Annotated in this window: 22 protein-coding genes; 10 read left to right on the forward strand and 12 right to left on the reverse strand. The window is 63.6% G+C overall.

The window, feature by feature from the left end:
• Positions 1-21 precede the first annotated feature (21 nt).
• From JLZ96_RS10630 to JLZ96_RS10640, 3 genes are all read left to right on the forward strand, one after another.
• On the forward strand, positions 22-1074 hold the full coding sequence (locus tag JLZ96_RS10630; RefSeq protein WP_201010059.1) for a YihY/virulence factor BrkB family protein: 1053 nt from the start codon (positions 22-24) through the stop codon (positions 1072-1074).
• Between the two features lie 214 nt (positions 1075-1288).
• Positions 1289-1933: a GAF and ANTAR domain-containing protein gene (locus JLZ96_RS10635; RefSeq protein ID WP_201010060.1), complete on the forward strand. Its 645-nt coding sequence runs from the start codon at positions 1289-1291 to the stop codon at positions 1931-1933.
• Positions 1934-2003: 70 nt separating this feature from the next.
• Positions 2004-4142: a catalase gene (locus JLZ96_RS10640; RefSeq protein ID WP_201010061.1), complete on the forward strand. Its 2139-nt coding sequence runs from the start codon at positions 2004-2006 to the stop codon at positions 4140-4142.
• A gap of 2 nt (positions 4143-4144) precedes the next feature.
• On the opposite strand, the gene JLZ96_RS10645 is transcribed toward JLZ96_RS10640, so the two are convergent.
• The 9 genes from JLZ96_RS10645 to JLZ96_RS10685 all read right to left on the reverse strand — a co-directional run bounded on the left by JLZ96_RS10645 (position 4145) and on the right by JLZ96_RS10685 (position 11001).
• Positions 4145-4537: an ankyrin repeat domain-containing protein gene (locus JLZ96_RS10645; protein ID WP_236253890.1), complete on the reverse strand. Its 393-nt coding sequence runs from the start codon at positions 4535-4537 to the stop codon at positions 4145-4147.
• An 89-nt stretch (positions 4538-4626) separates the two neighbouring features.
• A complete protein-coding gene (locus JLZ96_RS10650) occupies positions 4627-5463 on the reverse strand; it encodes a methylamine utilization protein (protein ID WP_201010063.1) in 837 nt (278 codons plus the stop codon).
• 32 nt (positions 5464-5495) lie between these two features.
• Entirely contained in the window at positions 5496-5792 is a 297-nt protein-coding gene (locus JLZ96_RS10655; RefSeq protein ID WP_236253892.1) for a biphenyl 2,3-dioxygenase, read from the reverse strand.
• An 8-nt stretch (positions 5793-5800) separates the two neighbouring features.
• On the reverse strand, positions 5801-6139 hold the full coding sequence (locus tag JLZ96_RS10660) for a cupredoxin family copper-binding protein (protein ID WP_063216515.1): 339 nt from the start codon (positions 6137-6139) through the stop codon (positions 5801-5803).
• 10 nt (positions 6140-6149) lie between these two features.
• Positions 6150-7715, reverse strand: a complete 1566-nt coding sequence (locus tag JLZ96_RS10665; protein WP_201010704.1) for a multicopper oxidase family protein — start codon at positions 7713-7715, stop codon at positions 6150-6152.
• A gap of 20 nt (positions 7716-7735) precedes the next feature.
• The gene (locus JLZ96_RS10670; RefSeq protein ID WP_236254092.1) at positions 7736-8989 is read right to left on the reverse strand and encodes a hypothetical protein; all 1254 of its coding nucleotides are present in this window, start codon (positions 8987-8989) and stop codon (positions 7736-7738) included.
• Between the two features lie 56 nt (positions 8990-9045).
• Positions 9046-9744 carry a methylamine dehydrogenase light chain gene (locus JLZ96_RS10675; RefSeq protein ID WP_201010065.1) on the reverse strand — a complete coding sequence of 233 codons (699 nt, stop codon included), beginning with the start codon at positions 9742-9744 and terminating at the stop codon, positions 9046-9048.
• Between the two features lie 34 nt (positions 9745-9778).
• Complete coding sequence (locus JLZ96_RS10680; protein ID WP_201010066.1) at positions 9779-10393, reverse strand: redoxin domain-containing protein; 615 nt, start codon at positions 10391-10393, stop codon at positions 9779-9781.
• A 26-nt stretch (positions 10394-10419) separates the two neighbouring features.
• The gene (locus JLZ96_RS10685; RefSeq protein WP_201010067.1) at positions 10420-11001 is read right to left on the reverse strand and encodes a MauE/DoxX family redox-associated membrane protein; all 582 of its coding nucleotides are present in this window, start codon (positions 10999-11001) and stop codon (positions 10420-10422) included.
• Positions 11002-11340: 339 nt separating this feature from the next.
• On the opposite strand from JLZ96_RS10685, the gene JLZ96_RS10690 reads away from it, so the two are divergent.
• From JLZ96_RS10690 to JLZ96_RS10700, 3 genes are all read left to right on the forward strand, one after another.
• Entirely contained in the window at positions 11341-12840 is a 1500-nt protein-coding gene (locus tag JLZ96_RS10690) for an APC family permease (RefSeq protein ID WP_201010068.1), read from the forward strand.
• On the forward strand, positions 12837-13613 hold the full coding sequence (locus tag JLZ96_RS10695) for an IclR family transcriptional regulator C-terminal domain-containing protein (protein ID WP_201010705.1): 777 nt from the start codon (positions 12837-12839) through the stop codon (positions 13611-13613). The genes JLZ96_RS10690 and JLZ96_RS10695 overlap by 4 nt, the downstream gene beginning before the upstream one ends.
• A gap of 84 nt (positions 13614-13697) precedes the next feature.
• Positions 13698-14132, forward strand: a complete 435-nt coding sequence (locus JLZ96_RS10700) for a GNAT family N-acetyltransferase (protein WP_201010069.1) — start codon at positions 13698-13700, stop codon at positions 14130-14132.
• A 97-nt stretch (positions 14133-14229) separates the two neighbouring features.
• Here the strand turns inward: JLZ96_RS10700 and JLZ96_RS10705 are convergent, their stop codons facing one another.
• Positions 14230-15399, reverse strand: a complete 1170-nt coding sequence (locus JLZ96_RS10705) for an MFS transporter (protein WP_201010070.1) — start codon at positions 15397-15399, stop codon at positions 14230-14232.
• Entirely contained in the window at positions 15399-16238 is an 840-nt protein-coding gene (locus tag JLZ96_RS10710; RefSeq protein ID WP_080731151.1) for a MurR/RpiR family transcriptional regulator, read from the reverse strand. Before JLZ96_RS10710 ends, JLZ96_RS10705 begins: the two co-directional genes overlap by 1 nt.
• 142 nt (positions 16239-16380) lie before the next feature.
• On the opposite strand from JLZ96_RS10710, the gene JLZ96_RS10715 reads away from it, so the two are divergent.
• Genes JLZ96_RS10715 through JLZ96_RS10730 form a run of 4 tightly spaced genes read left to right on the forward strand, consistent with a single transcriptional unit; the run spans position 16381 to position 20097 of the window.
• On the forward strand, positions 16381-16956 hold the full coding sequence (locus JLZ96_RS10715; RefSeq protein WP_032389707.1) for a tripartite tricarboxylate transporter TctB family protein: 576 nt from the start codon (positions 16381-16383) through the stop codon (positions 16954-16956).
• Between the two features lie 3 nt (positions 16957-16959).
• Positions 16960-18483: a tripartite tricarboxylate transporter permease gene (locus JLZ96_RS10720; protein WP_201010071.1), complete on the forward strand. Its 1524-nt coding sequence runs from the start codon at positions 16960-16962 to the stop codon at positions 18481-18483.
• Positions 18480-19472, forward strand: coding sequence for a tripartite tricarboxylate transporter substrate binding protein (locus JLZ96_RS10725; protein WP_032367030.1), 993 nt, complete (start codon positions 18480-18482; stop codon positions 19470-19472). The genes JLZ96_RS10720 and JLZ96_RS10725 overlap by 4 nt, the downstream gene beginning before the upstream one ends.
• 22 nt (positions 19473-19494) lie before the next feature.
• On the forward strand, positions 19495-20097 hold the full coding sequence (locus JLZ96_RS10730; protein ID WP_201010072.1) for a methyltransferase: 603 nt from the start codon (positions 19495-19497) through the stop codon (positions 20095-20097).
• 118 nt (positions 20098-20215) lie between these two features.
• Here the strand turns inward: JLZ96_RS10730 and JLZ96_RS10735 are convergent, their stop codons facing one another.
• Positions 20216-20548, reverse strand: a complete 333-nt coding sequence (locus JLZ96_RS10735) for a DUF3140 domain-containing protein (RefSeq protein WP_032387659.1) — start codon at positions 20546-20548, stop codon at positions 20216-20218.
• Between the last annotated feature and the right edge of the window lie 129 nt (positions 20549-20677).

Raw genomic sequence — 20677 nt, forward strand, 5'->3', positions numbered from 1 at the left:
AACCCCGGGTATGCGACCGCCATGGCCGATTCAGCAGCATCACCCGCACCCACCGAGGCAGATCCGGATGACCCGCGCAAAGCGGACTCTCCCGCCGATCTGACCAAGCCGTCGTGGATCTATGTTCTGAAGAAGACTGCCCGTGAGTTCTCCCGGGATCAGTGCACCGACCTCGCAGCCGCGTTGACCTACTACGCCGTGCTCTCGCTCTTCCCCGCCATCCTGGCCATCGTGTCGTTGCTGGGTGTGTTCGGCCAGGGACAGGCCACGGTCGACGGCGTCCTGCAGGTCGTCGGCGATCTCGGCCCGCAATCCGCTGTCGACACGTTGCGTCCGACCATCGAACAGCTCGTCCAAGCGCCCACTGCCGGGTTCGCGTTGATCATCGGTATCGCAGGCGCACTGTGGTCCGCGTCCGGCTACGTCGGCGCATTCGGCCGCGCGATGAACCGCATGTACGAGGTGGACGAGGGACGGCCCATCTGGAAGCTGCGCCCCGTGATGCTTCTGGTCACGCTCATCGCCTTGACCCTGATTGCGCTCGCCGCCGTCATGCTGGCCATCAGTGGCCCCGTGGCCAAAGCTGTGGGCGACGCCGTCGGACTGGGCGACACCGCACTGACGATCTGGAACATCGCACGGTGGCCGCTCGTTCTGATCGTGGTGGTACTCGCGGTCGCGATTCTGTACTACGCAACACCGAATGTGCAGCAGCCCAAGTTCAAATGGATCAGTTCCGGTGCCGCGGTCGGCATCATCGTATGGATTCTCGCCACCGTCGCATTCGGCTTCTACGTCGCCAACTTCTCCAGCTACAACAAGACCTACGGCTCCCTCGCCGGAGCCATCGTGTTCCTGCTGTGGCTGTGGATCACCAACTTGGCCTTGCTGTTCGGTGCCGAACTGGACTCCGAACTCGAACGCGGCCGCCAACTCCAGGCCGGCATCGTCGCCGAAGAACGCCTGCAAATGCCGCCCCGCGATACCCGGGTATCGGACAAGAACGACGAAAAGGATGCGCAGGCTGTCGAAGAGGGTCGCAAATTGCGGGAGGAACACAACCGAACTCCGTGAACATCCCGGACGCCACCGACCGATCGATGAAACAGTTCCGCGTGGTGCGCTGATTCGGTGTGGCGGTTCGAATGACACAGAGAGGCAAGGCAACGTGGCCGAGGAAGAAAATACGGAAGAGTCCCGACGCGCCCACGCCCCGGACTCCGATAGCTTCAGCGCATCGATGTACGGACACCATCTGGAGGGGGTTGCACGAGTCAGCAAGAGGTGTGTGACCGACGCCGGCGTGGATGGAGCCGCGGTCGCCATCCTCACCGACGATGCCGATGCTCGGGATCTGCTGTACGCCACGAACTCCGAAGCAGCCCGCATCGACGAGCTCCAATTCACCACCGGCGAGGGCCCCTGTATCGATGCCTTCGTCACCGGGGAGCCGCAACTACACCCGGACATCGGTAATCGGCCCGATACCACGGGATGGCCGTCGTTCGCGTCGGAAGTTCTTCAGGAGCTCGACGTGCATGGGGTGTACGCGTTCCCATTGTTCAGTGGTGGTGCTCGACTCGGGGTCCTCGAGCTCTACACCCAAAAGTCAGGAACGATGACGACACAACAGATCGCCGCTGCCCAGGCTGCGGCGTCGACCCTCGGTGACATCGTCGTCGGAGAAGTGGCAGCCCGACCGAATTTTTTCGATGAGTCGACACTTCGACCACCCGAGGGCGCATTTCGCTTCGCTCGGTCCGACATCAACATTGCGGTCGGTGTGTTGGCCGAGCGTCTGCATGTGTCGCTCGACGAGGCAACCGCGCGGCTGCGTGCCCGTGCCTACGCCGATGCCCGCTCGATCTCCTCCCTCGCGTTCGACATCGTCCGCGGAGACGGCTTGTTCTACGACGACCCGGGGAGCGCGTGACATCGAAGCCCACCGTCCATCGACCACGAACGTCCGAGTTGACAGCTCCAACAACGAAAGAAGGCCGAACATGCCACCCATCCCTCGCCCGGATCAATCGTCGCCGGCACCCAACGGCCCGACCGGAGCTCGCGATACGAGAGCCCAAACCGGTGATTTCCTGACCACTGCGCAAGGCGTACGTCTACCCGACACCGATCATTCGCTCAAGGCGGGCGATCGAGGCCCGACGTTGCTCGAGGACTTCCATCTTCGCGAGAAGATCACCCACTTCGACCACGAGCGGATTCCGGAGCGCGTCGTGCACGCACGCGGTGCCGCCGCACATGGAACGTTCGAGTCCTATGGGTCGGCGAAGACCGTGACCAAGGCAGGATTCCTCGCCCAGAAGGGTAAGCGGACACCGGTTTTCGTGCGATTCTCGACCGTTCTCGGATCGCGTGGTTCCGCCGACACCGTCCGCGACACCCGCGGTTTCGCGGTCAAGTTCTACACCGACGAAGGAACCTTCGACCTGGTCGGAAACAACATGCCCGTCTTCTTCATCCAGGACGGCATCAAGTTCCCGGACATCATTCACGCCGGCAAACCGCAGCCCGATATCGAACTGCCGCAGGCTCAGTCGGCACACGACTCGTTCTGGGACTTCGTCTCGCTGCACACCGAGGCAACTCACCACGTCATGTGGAACATGAGCGATCGAGGTATCCCGCGCTCGTATCGCACGATGGAAGGCTTCGGCGTCCACACGTTCCGCCTCGTCGCCGAGAACGGCGAGACCAGCCTCGTGAAATTTCATTGGAAGCCGCTTGCCGGAGTGCACTCGCTGGTGTGGGAGGAAGCCCAGATCGCAGCGGGCGTAGATCCGGACTTCCATCGACGCGACATGTCCGACGGCATCAAGGCCGGTGCCCCACTGGAATACGAATTCGGAATTCAGGTCATGCCCGACGACGGCACCGAGACCTACGAGGGCATCGATCTGCTCGATCCCACGAAAATCGTTCCCGAAGAACTGGTTCCGGTGCAACCCATCGGCAAGCTCACCCTCGACGCGAACCCCACGAACTACTTCGCCGAAACGGAGCAGGTCGCGTTCCACACGGGCCACCTGGTGCCGGGCATCGAAGTCACCAACGACCCGCTGATGCAGGCGCGTCTGTTCTCCTACCTGGACACCCAGATCACGCGTCTCGGCGGCCCCAATTTCTCGCAACTGCCGATCAATCGACCGCATGCACCTGTCAACGACATGCTGCGAGACGGTATGCACCAGACCGCCGTTCACACCGGCCTTGCCCCGTACCTCAGCAACTCCGTCGACGACGGAGAACCAGCGGTAGCAGGTGAGAAGGACCACGGTTACGTGCAGACCGAACGCCTCATCGAGGGCCGCGCGGTACGAGCGAACCCCGCATCCTTCGACGACCACTTCACCCAGCCCACCATGTTCTATCGCAGCCTCAGTGCCGTCGAGCAGGATCACCTCGTCGAGGCATTCACGTTCGAGTTGGGCAAAGTGTTCGAGCAATCGATCAAAGAACGTGAGCTCGAGGTTCTCTCGAACGTCGACGCCGATCTGTGCGAGCGCGTCGCCGCCGGCCTCGGCCTGCCTGCACCCGTCGGCACACCCGCTGAGGACGTATTGCTCTCCCCCGCACTGTCTCAGATCGTCGAGGCTCCGGGACCGATTGCCGGACGCAAGATCGGCGTCATCGCCGACGCCGGATCGGACCTGTCCGGAATCGGCAAGCTACGGACGGCAGCCGCGCGCCGCGGTGCCACAGTGCACGTCATCGCTGCGGCCGGCGGCATCCTCGGCAAGGGCATGCGCACTCAGGTGGTCGAGCGAACATTCCTCACGGTTCGTTCGATCGAGTTCGATGCCTTCGTCGTCGCGGGCGGAACAACACCGACGAACGACATCAAGCTGATCCTGCTGCTGCAGGAAGCATTCCGTCATTGCAAAGCGATGGGTGCCTGGGGCGACGGAGCGGCACTGCTCGAGCAGGCCGGAATCGGTGCCGACGAACCAGGCGTCGTCATCGGCGAGACAGCGGTGAAAGCGTTCAACGACGCGTTGTTCGCTGCGGTCGGACTGCACCGAGCCTGGGATCGTGCCCCCGCGGTGATGGCGTCGAACATCCCGCCTTCGGTCCCCGACAAGCCTGCTCGTAAGCGGGCAGCCAAGGCCAAGGCAAGGAAGTAGGGCTACCCCGACTGGGGCTCGGTCAGCATCGCTGCCAGGTCGTCCAACTCGAAGTACTGGGCGATTGCGTGCGCCGATCGAGCCCCGGCTGCGGGGTCCGCGCCTGCCTTCAGCAACATCCTCACAATGGGCGTCGACCGACGAAACACCGCGGCCGCCAACGCTGTTTGACCGTTGTCGTTCACGCGATCCACCGCAGCCCCCAGCGTCAGAAGCATGCTCACCGCACCTGGTTGTACGTGATACGCCGCCAGAATCAACAGTGTGTCGCCCTTGTCGTTGGTCAGGTCGACGGACCCTCCGGCCTCGAAAAACGACTGCAACCACGAGGCGTCACCGCTGCGCGCGCAGTCGAATGCATGCCGAAACACCGCCAGAACATCGTCGTCGTCCACCAACACATGATTCCCCGAGCGTCGAGGTTCCAACCAGACCAGTAGGGGTGGCCCGGGTATCGAACCCGGGCCACCCCTGATTGCACAGCTCAGAGCAGGACGACTCCCGCGAACACGGCTGCACCGACGAGCACGGCACCCGTGAATGCCTGAACGCGACGGTCCACGACGCACATCAACGACAGGAAGCCTGGCATCGATCCGCCCCGGCGGGTGTGCACGATAGCCAGCGCACTCGGCATGCAGCGGCCGAGCGAGACCGTCACGAACAGAGCCGCACCCAATGCAGGCGAGCCCATCGCTGCCACACCCAGTGCCATCAGGTAGTACGCGCTGGACCTGATGTAGATCAGGAAGCCCGGCCCGATGATGGCACCGAACAGCAGGGACACCTTCCACGGTTCCATACTCCGCCGCAGGTGACGCGGTAGCTGCTGTCGACGCATCGGAGTCGGCATCGAGATCAGCCCCAGTTCGTGCAATCCGTATGCGAGAGCGAGGGCGGCCCACACCCCGAGCATCGCGGCAACCGGCACAGCACCCGAGATGACTCCCCCAACGGCACCGATCGTGGCACCCGTGACAGAACCGGTGACAACGGAACCCAGTGCGTGCCAACCGAGTCGACGGACCGGGGTAGATGATCCCTTACGCCCCGGCTGCTTCGGTGCTACGACAACTCCTGCGACGGACATCCCACACGTCGACCAGTTGGCCGCGAGTGCGGTGACGGCTCCCGCGGCGACGACGACACCGGTCAGCCCGGTCGCGGCAGTCGGACCGAACGCGAGTGCAGCACCCGCGCCGATCGCGGCGGCAGCCGAAATCAGAACGGTGCGTGTGCCGAGCCCCACCGAGCTCTGCAGGGTCGGTCTGATCTGGGGCATATCCTGTTGCAGTGCAGTGTGATCGATGATCGTGGTCATGGATACCTCCTCGATTTCTGTGGTGGTTCACATCAGCCGACGTGAACCGTTCCGGACATGTACGGGTGAATCGAGCAGTGGTACTCCACGTCACCCGGCGTGTCGAACGTGAACCGAAAAGTACTGTCTCCGTTGACACCACTGTCGAACACGCCGTCGGCGTGCACTTCGTGGAGCAGTCCGCCATCGTCGAACTGCCATTCGACGGTGCCGCCGACCGGAATGCTCACCTCCTGTGGATCGAAGCGGACGTTGCTGATGAGCACGGTGGCGTCGATGCCAGGTTCCGACGAGCACCCGGCGGCGATCGTCAGGATGGAGACCGCCACCACCGTTTTCACTCCTCGACGACGACCGTGCCGAGCATCATCGGGTGCGGGGTGCAGTGATAGTCGAATGTGCCTGCCTCCTCGAAGGTGTAGGAGTAGCTACCTTCGGTCAGCAGCTCGCTCTTGAAGGTCTCGTCGGCCGTCTCGACGACATCGTGTGGCAGACCGTTGTCGTCGAAGATCCACTCGACGGTCTCGCCCTTCTTGATCGTCACCGACGCCGGGCTGTAGCTCATGTTCTCGACTCGGACCGTCGCAGCGGGGGCATCGCTTCCCGAGTCGCTACTGCACGCCGTCAGGCCCAGCAGCGAAACCAGCGCCGCGACCAGGACAAGTATCTTCTTCATGGATTGCCTCTCATCTGATGTACATCAAGTTCGCCGTCATACCCGCCTCGAAGTGATAGGCGTTGTGGCAGTGGAACATCCACTCGCCGGGATTATCGGCATCGAAGTCGATCGCCAGGGAGGTCCCAGGCAGGACGTTCACGGTGTCTCGGCGCAGCCCGCCGTAGTCCGGAACGGCGAACGTGTGTCCGTGCGTGTGCATCGGGTGCCACATGGTCGACGTGTTGTTCATGGTGATGCGGATTCGCTCGCCCTGCTTCATGACGAGCTTGCCCGCATCCGCCCCGGCCATCGCCCACACGTACCGATCACCGGCCTGCAGCAGATCCACCGAGAACTCGCGGTCGGGAGCCCTGTCGGCCAGCTTCGACTTCTCTGCCGGCCGGAGGTCACTCTCGAGAACCAGTTCGCGTCCCAGCTCCGGAATCGATGCTCCGACATCCGGATTCGCCAAGGGTGCGGCATCTGTGCTGCGCAGTACCGTCGACGCGTATCCCGGTCGGCCCTCCACTGCGGCCACCATCGGCCATGCGCCGGAAGCGACAGTCACCAGTACGTCGTATCGCTGCGCCATACCGATGAGAATCGCATCGGTCTCGACCGGCACCACGTCGAAGCCGTCGACGGCAACGATCGTCATGCGGTGTCCGGCGACCGCGAACCGATACGGAGTCTCCGCTCCCGCGTTGATGATTCGCAGCCGTAGTCGAGATCCGGCAGCGGCCTCGACGACAGCAGGATCATTGGGAGGTCGGCCGTTGATCAGGTGGAGCGGATAGGCGATGTGCTGCGTCATGCCCCCGAGCACCTGAGACTGCCCGTGTCCCGACGAGGTCAACGACGTGGCGACCGTGGCTTCGTCTGCGCCGATCGGAGCCGGAGCCGCTGCCCCGCCGTGACCGGCGTGACCGCCGCCGTGCAATTCCGGATTCAGCGCTGCCATGATCGCGTCTGGTGTGGTTCCCAGGCCGTCGACCCAGTCGTCCAGTACCAGAACGGCATCGGCGTCGGCACCGGAATCGTCGTGGGGATCTTCCACGATCAGTGCCCCGAACAGGCCACGGTCGGCCTGCAAGCCGGAATGCGAGTGGTACCAGTACGTCCCGGGATCGGGCGCGATGAACGAGTAGTCGAACGTGGTACCCGGACCTATTGCCTCCTGCGTCACCGGTGGTACGCCGTCCATGTCGTTGCGAATCCGGATGCCGTGCCAATGGATACTCGTATCGCTCGACAAGGAGTTGGTGACCGATGCGCGCATCGTGTCTCCGGCAGTGAGCCGTAGTTCCGGCGCTACCGCACCGGTTCCGTAGGTCCACGTGTTCACCAGACGCCCGCCCAGGTCCACCGCTGCCATGCCGGCCGCGAGGGCGTACGTCGCTGTCTTCCCGGAGGATGCGCGCGCCGCCTCGGCGGCAGCGACTTCTGGGTCGGTCGGCTTGATGTAGTTCAACTTGTCCGTGGATCCGGACGTCCCGTCGGAGGAGGTGCTGCATCCGGCGACACCGAGTGCACCGATTCCCGCCAGGCCGACGCCTGCTGTCGCGAGGGACAGGAAGCGGCGTCGGCCCAGCATCGACCGGGTGTCGGGCGAAGTCACTCGATTTCCTCGGGCGTGATCAGATTCGTGATCGGGTTGACTGCGCCGTCGATGTCGACGGAGCTGACCTGCTGTCCTGTTGCGGCAGCGAATCCGACGAGCTTCTGGGGCGCTTCGCCGTCGACCTCGGCACCGTCGCCCAGTACGTAGAACGTCTTGCCGTCCAGACTGAACGCCATAGAGGAGAAGCTCTCGATGCCGATGTCCGCCAACGTCAACGAGCGAACGGGGGCAAGATTCGCAGCGTCGGACAGTACTATCTTCGCCACCGAGCCGCCGCGCGCAGAGTCCGGATGGATGATGCTGTCGGTGTAGGTGATGGCCATGCGGGTCGCGTCGGCGTTGATGACGTTCTCCGAGAAGCGTCCGGACGGGTCGCCGGCGTTTCCGATCGGCTTCACTGCCTCGGTGGGAAGTCCGTTCGAGAAGTCGAAGACGAACACGTCGCCGTTCTCACTGACAAGCAGAGCCTTCTTCGCGTCCTCGGCGAACGTCGTCTTACGGGTACTGACGAAGTCGTCCGGGAGGACCTTCTCGCGGCCCACCTCGGTCGGGACGCCGTCGTCACCGATGTTGACGTGCAAGAGCTCTCGGGTGTCCTCGCACACGCTGTACAGATCATGGCCGACCATCCAGGTGAACGGCCCACAGCCGATTATGCGGAGTGCGCCCGATTCCTTGCCGGCCCCCAGATCCACGACGCGAATTCCGTAGAGCCCGTCGTCCCAGCTGACGAAGTACTTGCCGTCGGAGGTGACGGCGTTCGATCCTTCCCGTGAGTGCACTCGTGCCACATCGGGGAGTTTCGCCTCCTTCGGTTCGAGCAGGTTTCCCGAATAGGTACTGACGGTGAAGTCCGCTGCCCCACGTGATCCACGTGGACGCCACACCTCGGCTGCGACAATGGCCGGGTCGCTACTGGTCTTGCCGACGAACCCGTGCACCACCGGATCCCAGATTCCGGCACCGACGGTCACGCGGGTGGTGACCTTGCCGGTCGCGGGATCGAGTGCGTTGACGGTCATTTCGAGCTTGCCGAAGCCGCCTTCGATGCCGAGGATCTGGTTTGCGCCGATCGGGGTGATCTCGCCGACGTGGAGCGGCTCGGGGATCTGGCCCGTGATCTCCTGATCCTCTTCACCGAGACCGATTCCCTCACCGGGCGCGGTGAATTCGACGGACGGGTAGGTGACCTCGGTCGACGAGGCCGAGTCCTCGGTGTCCTCGCTCGACGAACTGCACGACGTCATCGCCAGTAGGGCGGCCAACGGCGCGGCAGTGAGTACCGCGGTGCGGCGTAGACGTGTCACGAGCCGGCACCTACCTTCGGGCGAGCAGCGGGACGGGCCTGGCAGTCCGCGCCGACGATCGGAGCCATGGTGCACGTGTACGCCTGCGATTCGTCCGAGACGCACCAGATGATTTCTTGGTCGTAGCTGCCGCTGACCGGGTTGTACATCGTTGCCTGCATGTCGGGTTCACCGCAGAATGCATTGGAACAGCTCGGCGCACCGCAGCAGTCGTAGTAGGCGATGAGGTAGGTCTTGCCGTCGGCAGGGTTGGTGCAGCACCCGACCCAGAATTCGGCACCGGGCTTGGATCCTGGTGCACAGGTGGTCAATCCGCCGCCTTCGCATGCAGCACAGGACGTTCCGTCCATGCTGCACCAGCGCCAGTAGTCGCACTCTGCGGGGTTGCTGCCGTCGTACTCGGGAACCTGCGGCTCGGGTGTGGGAGCCGCAGGAGTCTCCTGCGCGTATGCCCGAGAGACCGGAAGCGCGCTGACGACGGCTACTCCCGAGGCACCGAGCGTCCATCTGCCGATCTTCGAGATCATGGATCGACGTGAAACACGTTCGGACAGTTTACGACCCGACCGGCTCGCGAAACTACCTCCGCGTCCTGCCATCCATTCGGCCTGCTCGGCCACGGTGTTCTCGTCGACCGGGTACCGCTGCTCGCTACTACCCGACTCCGAGTGGTGGGGATGTTCGTGATTGTCCATGTGCGCTCCGATGTGTGAAGGGATCCGAGTGGGACTAGGCTGCGCCTGCGTGATTCCGGGCGGCCTGGGTGTGCAGGTGCTGCAGCGACGGTGTGCCGGATTCGAGTGCGTTGAGCAAACTTTCGACCTGGGCCATGTGGTTGCAGAGGCCCTTCGCCTTGATCTTGCCGTGTTCGTCGAGAATGACGCCGAACGGAGTGGTACCGATCTGGTACGCGATACCCACGTCGCGGCCGTCGACGTAGCTCAGCTCCGATCCCAGGCCTGCGCCGGCGAGGAACTCCGCGTGCTCGGACTGAGTGCCGTCGGAGATCATGACGATGTCGAGGTCGGATTCGCCCTTGGCCATCGACTTCATCCCCGGCAGAAGGGATTTGCACGTCGAGCAGCCCGGAGCGGTGAAGAGAAGCAACTGTGGCCGCTCGCGATGTCCGCCGACGCTGACGGTGCGTCCGACGTGATCGGTCAGACCGTGGAAGCTCGGTCCTGCTTGTTCGATCTTCGGGCCGGTATCCATCATCCGCGCACCGAGGGGCCCCAAACGCACTTGTACTCGGCCGATTTCGCGGGCCAGTCCGAGAATCATGAGCAACAGCCCGGCAACGGCCACGGTGAGGACGAGAACCATGGTCACGAGAAATACAGTCATCGACGTGCCTTTCGGAATGAGAGAAATCAGTAGCGGCTGACGGACGAGATTGCGCGGAGCTCGATTGCCGCGTTGGTGAGGTAGTCGTCGATGGGCCGACGCCCGAAGGACATGACCGAGCGCGCGTAGACCCCGACGCACACGAGCGCGACGACGAACACACCGACTCCCGTTCCGGTGAGGCGGTCGAACACGCCGATCTCAGGAGTCAGAGTCACTGCCGCCGCGAGGATCGCGAACGACGCTGCGCGGGCGGAGTGCCACCATCCGATGTGGGCGATCTCTTCGCCACCGGCCGAGAACGCGAAACATCCGCAATCGAGATCACGGCGTCCACGCAGCAGGTTGATCGTCAGTCCGGCGAAGAACACGACGAACATCGCCGACGCGACCGCGCCCGTCACCACCGGAGCGACGCCGAGAATCAGGCCGGCACCGAGCACGATTTCCAGCCAGGGAAGGACGCGGCCGACGACAACGGCCACCTGATCGGGGAGCAGTCGATACCCGCGCACGGCGCGGATCATCCGCTGGTTGTCCGTGACCTTCGGTATGCCTGCCACCAACAGAACTGCGCCGACAACGCACGATAGGGCTGCCCAGAGCATCGCCAACTCGTCACCTCGTTCGCATCACGCCGCCCGTCGCTCGGTCGGCTGTACGAATCATGCGAGGTGGATGCGACGCCGACGCTTCTCCCGAGTTACATGCGCGACGACGGCAAGTGGTGCGTCGAGTGGCCGATCCGCGCAGGTCAGAGCGTTCCGATGCGCCCGACTATGGTCTGAATCACTGCCCGCCCGACGTCCGGTTCGATTTTGGGTCGCCGATTCTCACTTGAAGTTCCAACCGTTGAAATCGTTGAAACATGGAAGAAACCACCGCGTCGTACCTTGTGCTTCTCGACCGGCTTCATTCCCGCTCAGGACACGGCCCTCAGGACAACAATGAACACCAGTGCACTGCGTGCCGCCCTCGAACAGGCCGCTCTGACCGAGCGGCCTCTCAATCCTGTGTACTCCCCGTTGAGCGCGCTCGGACGTAAGCAACTGACTCCATTCGATTTGCTCGGTCAATCGATGTCGACGATGGCACCCGCGACCTGCATGGTGTTCATCGCTCTGTGGATGTCGACGTTCGAGGTAGGCAGCGCCGGGCTCGTCGCCATCGTCGGTGCCACCTTCGTCATGACCCTCGTCGCCTTCTGCATCCGGCAGTTCACCCTCCGGCTCGCGGCATCGGGTTCGCTCTACAGCTTCGTCGCCCATGGCCTCGGGAAACGGGCCACCCTGACCGCCGGCGCAGCACTGCTCGTCGGTTATGTGGGCGTGTCGATTTCGGTGCTCTCGAATGCGGGCGCGAACCTCGTCAAGGTGGCAAACGTATCGGGACTTCACCTCGGTGGTGGATCGGTGATGATCGCCAGTGCCGTTGTCGCAGTGATCGTTGTGTCGATCGCCGTGAGGGGCGTGCGCTTCGCGAGCCGGACCATTCTCGTCATCGAAATCTGCACCCTCGTCCTCATCACCGCGCTGCTGATGCGTGCGCCGATCGAGTTGGACGTGGCGAACACCTCTACGGACGCACCGATCGGATTCGTCCTCTTTCTTGCGATGCAAACCGTGCTCAGCCTGGCCGGATTCGAGAGTGCCGCGTTCTTCGGACCGGAGGCCCGCACGCCCTTGCGCTCGGTGACCCGGACGCTACTGGTGTCCCCGTTACTGGTCGGGGCGCTCTACGTGTTCGCCGGATGGGCCGGTATGACCGGGCATGCAGGCACACTCCTCAACGCGTACTTCGGCGGCGTCGATTCGGGCTCGAGCCTTCTTCTCGTGATGGCGGTGAACATCGGCGTGTGCTCGTCCTGGATCGCATCGACACTGGGATTCGCGCAGGCCGGTTCGCGGTTGTTGTTCTCGATGAGCATCGAGAAGATCGTCCCGAGCTTTCTCGATCGAGTGCACCCTCGCTTCCGGACGCCGTGGGCAGGAGTCGTGATCTTCGTCGGTGTGTCGTTGTTCGGGTCGCTGTGGCACAACCCCGATCACGCACCGGACAACTACGACGTCGTGATCGAGATTGCGCTCGTTCTCGGTTACACAATGGTGTCGATTGCCGCGTTGCGATTCCTCGGCCGAATATCCGAACACACAGTGTGGACTCGACTGTGCGGATTGTGCGCCGCTGCAGCCGGATCCGGACTGTTGGGGTTCGCTGTGATCGACACAGCCAGATCCGGAGCCTGGGCGTACATCGCGTGGTTCGTGGCGCTCGGAGCGTCCGGCACGATCTGGCATTTGTTCCTGCGGTGGTTCAGACCTGAGAGCATCGAGGCCATCGGAGTGTTCGACAGCGTCGAAACAGCTGATCTGTTACCGGGATCGGCCGAACTGGAGATGAGCGCGGCGGGCAAACCCGTACTGACTCCTCCTCGTCACGGGAGATAGCCGTGGTGACCGAACGACACGATGCGCGCCGGGGTGGATCGGGAACAGGGTTCGGGGGGCAACAGCCGAAAGCCGTGCAGAAGGCTCTCGCCATGCTGGAAGCGGTGGCGTACCTGGGTGCCGGTGCAACCGCGAAACAGATTGCAGCGCATACGCACGTACCACCGGCCACCGCCTACCGCATGTTGAACTTCTTGGTGGCCGACGGCTTCCTGGTACGAGTGCCGGACCTGTCGGGTTTCGCGTTGGGACGGCGCACTTCCGAACTGGCCTATGCAGCAACGGGATCGGACCCGGTCCGGACTGTCGCAGACGTTCTCGGCGACATGCGCGAGCAGACGCGGCACGGCCTCTACGTCGTCACGATACGAGGCGGCACCGTGCGCATGGTCGACGTGGACCCCGACCACGAGGTTGTCTCGGCACCCACGATCATGCGAAATCCGCATGCGCACGCCGTGGGAAAGCTCATGCTTGCGTTCACACCGCGGGCCGTCGACAACCTCGAGTTGCGGGCGGTCACGGCACACACCCTCGTCGACGAGCTTTCCCTGCACAGCGATCTGGCCCGCATCCTCGCCACCGGAGTTTCGTTCGAGAACGAGGAATCACGAATCGGCCGAGCCGCTCTGGCGGTACCGGTACGAACGCGCAATTCCGATGTTGTCGGCGCTCTGTGTCTGCAGGGAATCGCGGGCAGAGTCGATCCCGCCAACTCCGCCTTGCTCGAATTCCTCGTCCAGGGAGCCTCGGATTTGGAAGGACTCATCTGAGCCGAATCCGACACCGACGTGGGAGAATCGCTCGGTCCACCGCACACGATGCGTAAATTGATGCTTCCCGACGAAACGGACCCGATGACCACCCTCCATCACGCACCGCTCTCGCGCGTCGATCCGAGCACCTTGTACCGCATCATGGCGCTTCGGGTCGAGGTCTTCGTGCACGAACAGAAGATCGTCGACGAAGCCGAACTCGATGGCGCGGACCTACTTCCGACGACCGAACTGTTCTGGATCCAGGACGAAAACGGTGAGGTGTTGGCCACTCTCCGAGTGCTCGTCAACGACACGGTCCACATCGGCCGCGTCGCGACCGCAACTGCGGGCCGTGGCCGCGGATATGCCGGACAGCTCGTCGAGGCCGCGCTGAAGGCATACCCCGGGGTGGTCGAGATGTCCGCGCAAGCACACCTCGAAAAATGGTACGGGCGATTCGGATTCACTCGAGTGGGCGAGCAATACCTGGAAGCGGGAATCCCGCACGTGAAGATGTCCACCCATCCCAGCTGAGTCAGGCCCGTGTCGGTGCGTGTGCAACTTGTGCTCCACTCTGCGCCCCGAGTCGGAGAATCCTCGCGACCGAGGCGTCGAGTGGAGCGTCAATTGCTCAGGGTCGGCTCCGCGGATGCGAGGCTGCAACGATCGATCCCCCGAGCACGAGTGCATTGCCGAGCAGAATGCCCGTCACCCCGAACGGGCCGGCAAGCGCGCCGACCGTCAGTGGGATGAGGATCTGCGCAGATCTGTTGGCCGACATGCGCAATCCCAGCGCCTCCCCCTGCGTGGATTTCGGCACGATCGACACCACCCACGACATGGTCAGTGGCTGCGGAATACCCAACGCGATGCCGAGTGCAATCATGACTCCGATGGCTCCGACGGCCTGTACGAACGGCAGCACGGCGAGAGCGGTCGCGCCCGCCGCCAGCGAAACATTCAGCAGCACAGTGCGACCGAACTTCGCGTCGAGTCTGCCCAGCCCCACTCGGCTGACCACCGACACCCCGGCACGCAACGCCAGCAGCCACCCCACCGTCGTCACCGACACCCCACGCTCGACGGCCCACGCGGGCACGAAGGCATAGAGCAGATCGACCGTCACGAGCACCGCGCCGCTGACCGTCAACGATTGCCACATACCCGGCAGCTTCAGCAATTTCAGCCCCGACGCTTCCCCTTCGGGAGGCTTCTCGGCACGAATGTGGTTGCGGCCGACCATCAAGAACAGTGCGGTGGGGAGCGCGACCGCGGTGAAGGCACCGGCAGTGAGGATGCCTGCCGTCGTGTTCGGGCTCTCGATGCTCGCGCCGCCGAATCTCGACGCGACGGCCGTCACGGCGAGCGGCCCCACCAACTGACCCATCGACGCGGCGGCAGTCAGTGCGCCGAAGGCACTTTCGTTCTTGCCGTCGACGTGGGCGTGTGCAACGAACGCCTGCTGCCCGATCATGATGAGCAGATTGCCCAGTCCGAACGCAGCCGTGCACACGAGCAACGCCCACATTGCCGAAAACGTGACGAGTACACCGGTTGTGATCGAGCACAACACGATTCCCGAAACGATCACCACCGGCCCGCCGAACCTGTCGGCGATGCGCCCGATTGGCAGGGCCGCCAATACTGCGGGCGCAGCGAACAGTGCCGCGATCACTGCAAGCGTTCGAGTGTCGGCACCCTCGGCAATCGCCCGATAGCCGATCATCAACCGCACCCCGACCCACCCGGCCTGCGCAGTCGTCGCCTGAACGGTCAGAGCAATGGAGTCACGAGAAGGCATCAGCGCAAGGGAATTTCGTCGGTTCCTCCGACCAACCTCGACACGTCGTTGATGTCGTCGCGCACCGCCCCGTACCGATCGGGATCGAGGTGGAAGATGGCCAACTGCAGCGCGTACGCAATGGCAATGGGAATGATGAGGGTGTTGTATTCCGAATCGTCACCACGTTGGGCGACGAGCAGATGCGTCGGCGCGGGGCGAAAGTGATATCCCGGCGCGTCGCTGATGAGGATCGACGTGCCGCCGCGTCGTTCCGCTTCCCGGACCAGCGCAGGCAGCTGCGACGGTGCCTCGCGCAGGGCAAACGCGATCAGGACGGAGTCCTCGGTGAAGCTGACGAACCGCTCGGCAAGGTCCTTCCCTCCGAGCCCGAGCTCGACGACCACCAGGCCGAGCCTGCGGAGCCGTCGTGCCAGCATATCCAACGCGGGCCGCTCGTCGGCCTTGGAGAACAGGTAGACCACCCGCGAACGGTGAATCGCCGTAGCCACCTCCACCAACTGCTCCTGTGGGATGAAGCTCGACAACCGTTCGAGAGCACGCGCTTCGTCGCGAGCGAACACGGCAAGCTCATGCCCGGTGTCGCTCCTCATCAGTGCCGATGCCGCAACCGGTTCTGGGCTGTCACGCTCCAGGTCGGCACGAAGGTCGGGGAAGCCGCTGTAGCCGAGCTTCTGCGCAAGACGCACTACCGTCGACTCATGCGTCTGTGCACGGGCCGCGACCGGGGCCGCCCGCAGACTCGACGGTTCGGGCTCTCCGAGAAGTACTGCGATGACACGTTTTTCGGACGCGCTGAGCGATTTCCCGCTACTGGCAACCACTGTTCGGAAGCTCATACCCTCCACTTTCCACTGTGTCTGTTGACACACTCAACCACAATCCTGTAAACCTGTGCAAGATTGCAAGTGACGTGAAGCACAGCAATCCGGCCGACCCCTCCAGGCCACATCGAACTTATCGTCAGAAAGGCAGCCGGCCGTGAAGATACTGCTCGGCACACAACACACGATCGAATGGATCGTGCTCGGCGCGACGCTGGTCGTCGGCTTGGCGACCGTCACCATGGCAACCGGCTACGGCATCGCCGCCGACCCCGGCGTCGGCGCGGGCTTCCTGCCCCTGGTGGGCGGCCTCGGCATGATCCTCGGCGGCGCTATGTGGGCGATACAGCTCGTCCGAGCACCGCGGGTGACGACCCCCGAACCTGAACTGGAGCTAGAACCCGCCACCTCGGCGGCCGTCGCGTTCCTCTCCAGCGACAACGAGGAGGACGCCGACGAGACCGAACTTCCCGACCGCGCAGGCTGGACCAGAATCGGAGTGGTCGTCGCCGCGATCGCCGGCGCAGCGCTGGTCCTGCCCACCCTCGGGTACACCCTGTCCATGGCGCTGATGCTCGCCGTCGTGCTGACCTTCGTCGGCAAACGGACTCCAGTGGTCGCCATCGGCGTCGCCGTGGCCACCACACTCGCCACCCGACTGGTGTTCGACGTCTGGCTCGGCACGGCCCTGCCTGCATCGTCCATTCCCTTCCTCGCCGATTGGGGGTTGTGAGCCATGGGATTTCCCGATCTGGTGGCAGGCTTCGTCAACGTCCTCACTCCGACGCATCTGCTGTTCGCACTCCTCGGCTGCGTACTGGGCATGCTCGTCGGCGTCCTCCCTGGGTTCGGCCCCGCCGCCGCGGTGTCACTGCTGATCCCGATCACCTTCGGCCTCGACGCCACCACGGCGCTGATCATGCTCGCCGCCATCCTCTACGGCGCAGCATTCGGCGGCACCGTCACCGCGGTCCTACTGCGCATTCCCGGTGAGGCGTCGTCCATTGCAACGACACTCGACGGCTACGAGATGGCCAAGAGCGGACGCGGCGGTCCCGCCCTCGTCGTTGCCGCACTCGCGTCGTTCGTCGGCGGACTGGTCGGCGTCGTCGGATTCGTCGTCGTCGCCCCGTTCAGCCGATTCGCACTCGAATTCGGTGCTCCCGAACTGTTTCTCGTCGCACTACTCGGCATGGCCCTGATCACCAGCTTCTCGGGCAACAACCCCGCGAAAGCACTGATCAGCGTCGGGCTCGGCCTGGCCATCGCGTCGGTGGGTATCGACTCCGGCCAAGGCATCCAGCGATTCACGTTCGGCATGCCGGAACTGTTCGACGGCGTCGCACTCGTGGCCGTCGTGATGGGCTGCTTCGGCCTCACCGAAATCCTCATCCAAGCCCGCTCGGCAGGCGGTGCCGGACGACGACCACTCGCCGTCGGTAAGCTGCTGCCCACCAAGACCGACATCACCAGGTCTGCAGGCCCCACGATGCGCGGCTCCGTCATCGGCTTCTTCATGGGCCTGCTCCCCGGATCTCCGGGTGCTGCAACCTCATTGGCGTCCTATGCGATGGAGAAGAAGCTCACCAAGCGTCCCGGGCAATTCGGTAAGGGTGCCGTCGAGGGTGTCGCCGGACCGGAATCGGCCAACAACGCACTCGCGCTGTCGTCGATGATTCCACTGTTCACCCTCGGCATCCCCACCTCCGCGACCGTAGCCATCATGGCCAGCGCCTTCACCATCAACGGTCTGATCCCCGGCCCACTGTTGTTCCGCGACAACCCTGAAGTGGCCTGGACCATCATCGCCAGCTTCCTCGTCGGCAACATCATCCTGCTGATTCTCAACGTGCCACTGGTTCGCCTGTGGATTGCCGTACTGAAGATCCCGTTCCACTACCTGATGGCGATGATCCTGGCCTTCATGTTCCTGGGCGTCTACAGCATCAACGGCAGCGTCTTCGACATCTTCATCATGCTCGGCGCAGGCGTCATCGGATACCTGTTCCACCTCACCAAGATTCCACTGACTCCACTGGTGCTGGCCCTGATCCTCGGGCCTCTGCTCGAGGAGAACTTTCAGCGTTCACTCGCGCTCTCTCGCGGGGACTACGGCGTCTTCGTCGACGGTCCCATCAACAAGGTTCTCCTGCTCGTCTTCATCGCAGCCGTTCTGTTCGGAATGCTGCGCCCCGTCCTCGCTCGCATCCTCTCCCGCCGAGCCACCCGAACCCAGCCCATCAAGGAGCCCGTCTCATGAGAACACTGCCCACCCTGGTCGCGGCCATCTCCGCTGCCGCCCTGATTGCCGGATGCGGCTCGAGCACAACCGATTCCGGAGCACCGTTCCCACGGAACGGTGCCACCGTCGAATGGGTCGTCCCGTCCGCCGCAGGCGCAGGCAACGACATCCTGGCCCGAATCATGGCCCCCGCCATGGAGACCGAACTGGGTGTACCGGTCAAGGTCGTCAACAAGGAGGGCGGCAGCCAGGTCGTCGGACTGAACTACCTGGCCAACGCCAAGCCGGACGGTGAGACCATCGGCTTCACCAACATCCCGTCGATCCTCGGGCGATACCTCGACCCGAGCAAGAAAGCCGGGTTCGATCGCGAAAGTTTTTCGCCCATCGGTTCGTTCGCTTCCAACGACATCGTGATCGGGGTCAACAAGTCCAGCCCGTACAAAAACATTGCCGAGCTCTTCGACGCCGTCAAGGCCAACCCGGGGTCCATCACCGTGGGCACCGATTCCAGGGCCGGCGACGACCACGTCAACCTCCGCACCCTCGAAGACACCCTCGGCCTGGACTTCAATATCGTCCACTACAACAGTGGTGCCGACAAGATCTCGGCCCTGGTCTCGGGTGAGACCGACTTCGCCCTCGGCGGAGTCTCGAGCTTTTACGGCCAATTCGCATCGGGCGAGGTGAACATCCTCTCGGTACTCACCGAGGAGCAGAACAAGCTCATCCCCGAGGTACCGACGCTTGCGAGCGAGGGATACGACGCCCCGTTCATGACCAACAACTTCGCCATCAGCGCTCCCGCGGGCACCCCGGACGCGACGATGACCACGCTGCAGAATGCCCTCGAGACTGCACTGGCCGATCCGGCGGTCGCCGAGAAGCTGACCGGCGCAGCGACGCAGCCCGATTGGGTGTCCGGTGCCGACGTCGCGACCTTGTGGGAACAGCGTGAAACCGAGATCGAACCGATCATCGCCGAACTGCTCGCCGACCAGCAATAAGTCACCGAAAGGCATTGATCTCATGAGTACCGAAACCTATTCCGCCACTGCCGTATCCGACGATATGATCGAACGCTTCTCTCGAGTGCCCGCAGCCAACGTAGGCGATGCCCAGGAGCGCTTCGGCATCATCGCCGGACTGCGGCCCATCTGGGCCGGAGCAGCAGTCACCGGCCGGGCGTACACCGTCTGGACCCGATCGGGCGACAACCTCTACATCCACAAGGCTCTCGACGACGCCCGCCCCGGCGACGTCATCGTGGTCAACGGCTCGGGCGACGACACCCGCGCCCTGATCGGCGATCTCATCGGGATCCGCGCCAAATCACTGGGCATTGCGGGATTCGTCATCGACGGTGCCGTCCGCGACGCCGACGCGTTGGCCGAACTGGGACTACCCGCCTTCGCCCGAAGTGTCACACCGGCAGGACCGTACAAGAACGGACCGGGACGCCTGAACGAGCCTGTCGCACTGGGAGGTGTCGTCGTCTGCCCAGGTGACGTCATCGTCGCCGACGCAGACGGGGTGGTCGTCGTCAAGAGCTCCGATGTGGACGACGTCATCGTCGCGGCCGAGGAAGTGGTGGCGCGCGAGGCCTCGAAGCGAGCGAGCTTCTCGTCGTAGATGCGCTAGTCGGGTCCTCCACGGTGCGAGCAATGTCTGCTCCACTCCTGAGCCCCGGTGGCGGGATTCCCGCAGCCGGGGCCCCGACTAAAGCAGACCTCCCGTCAGCGAAGCGAGATCATTTCTTCTTCGGGTCGTGGCCCCAGTTCATCAGCGAGTAGCGCCATTTAGTGTCGGTGATGTCCCCGTCGGGCCGCTGCGCAAGGTGTCGTTTGCAGTAGCCGACGACCTTTCGCATGTGCTCGTAGTCGTCGTCGGACAGGTCCGCCTTCTTCGTCTTCAGGATTTCGACGATGCGGCGGCCGCTCTCGTGGCCCGTCGACTCGCCGCCCTCCTTCTTTTGACCGACGTCCTTCGAGTCGTCGGTGCCGAGAAACTCGTCGAGTTCCTTCGCCGTCATGTTGACGAGGTCATCGAACTCCGTCTTGATGTCACTGTCGTCATCGGCCATCAGTCCGTCTCCTTCGATTCACCCTCGGTGGTGGTGCCGCGTGTCTCCCGTTCGACCGCATCGGCCTTTCTGAACTTGTCTTGTTCCTGCCATACCCACAGTTGGGCGGTACTCAACCTGCTGGTCAGA

The sequence above is a fragment of the Rhodococcus sp. NKCM2511 genome (assembly GCF_014905595.1).
Taxonomy (GTDB): Bacteria; Actinomycetota; Actinomycetes; order Mycobacteriales; family Mycobacteriaceae; genus Rhodococcoides; species Rhodococcoides fascians.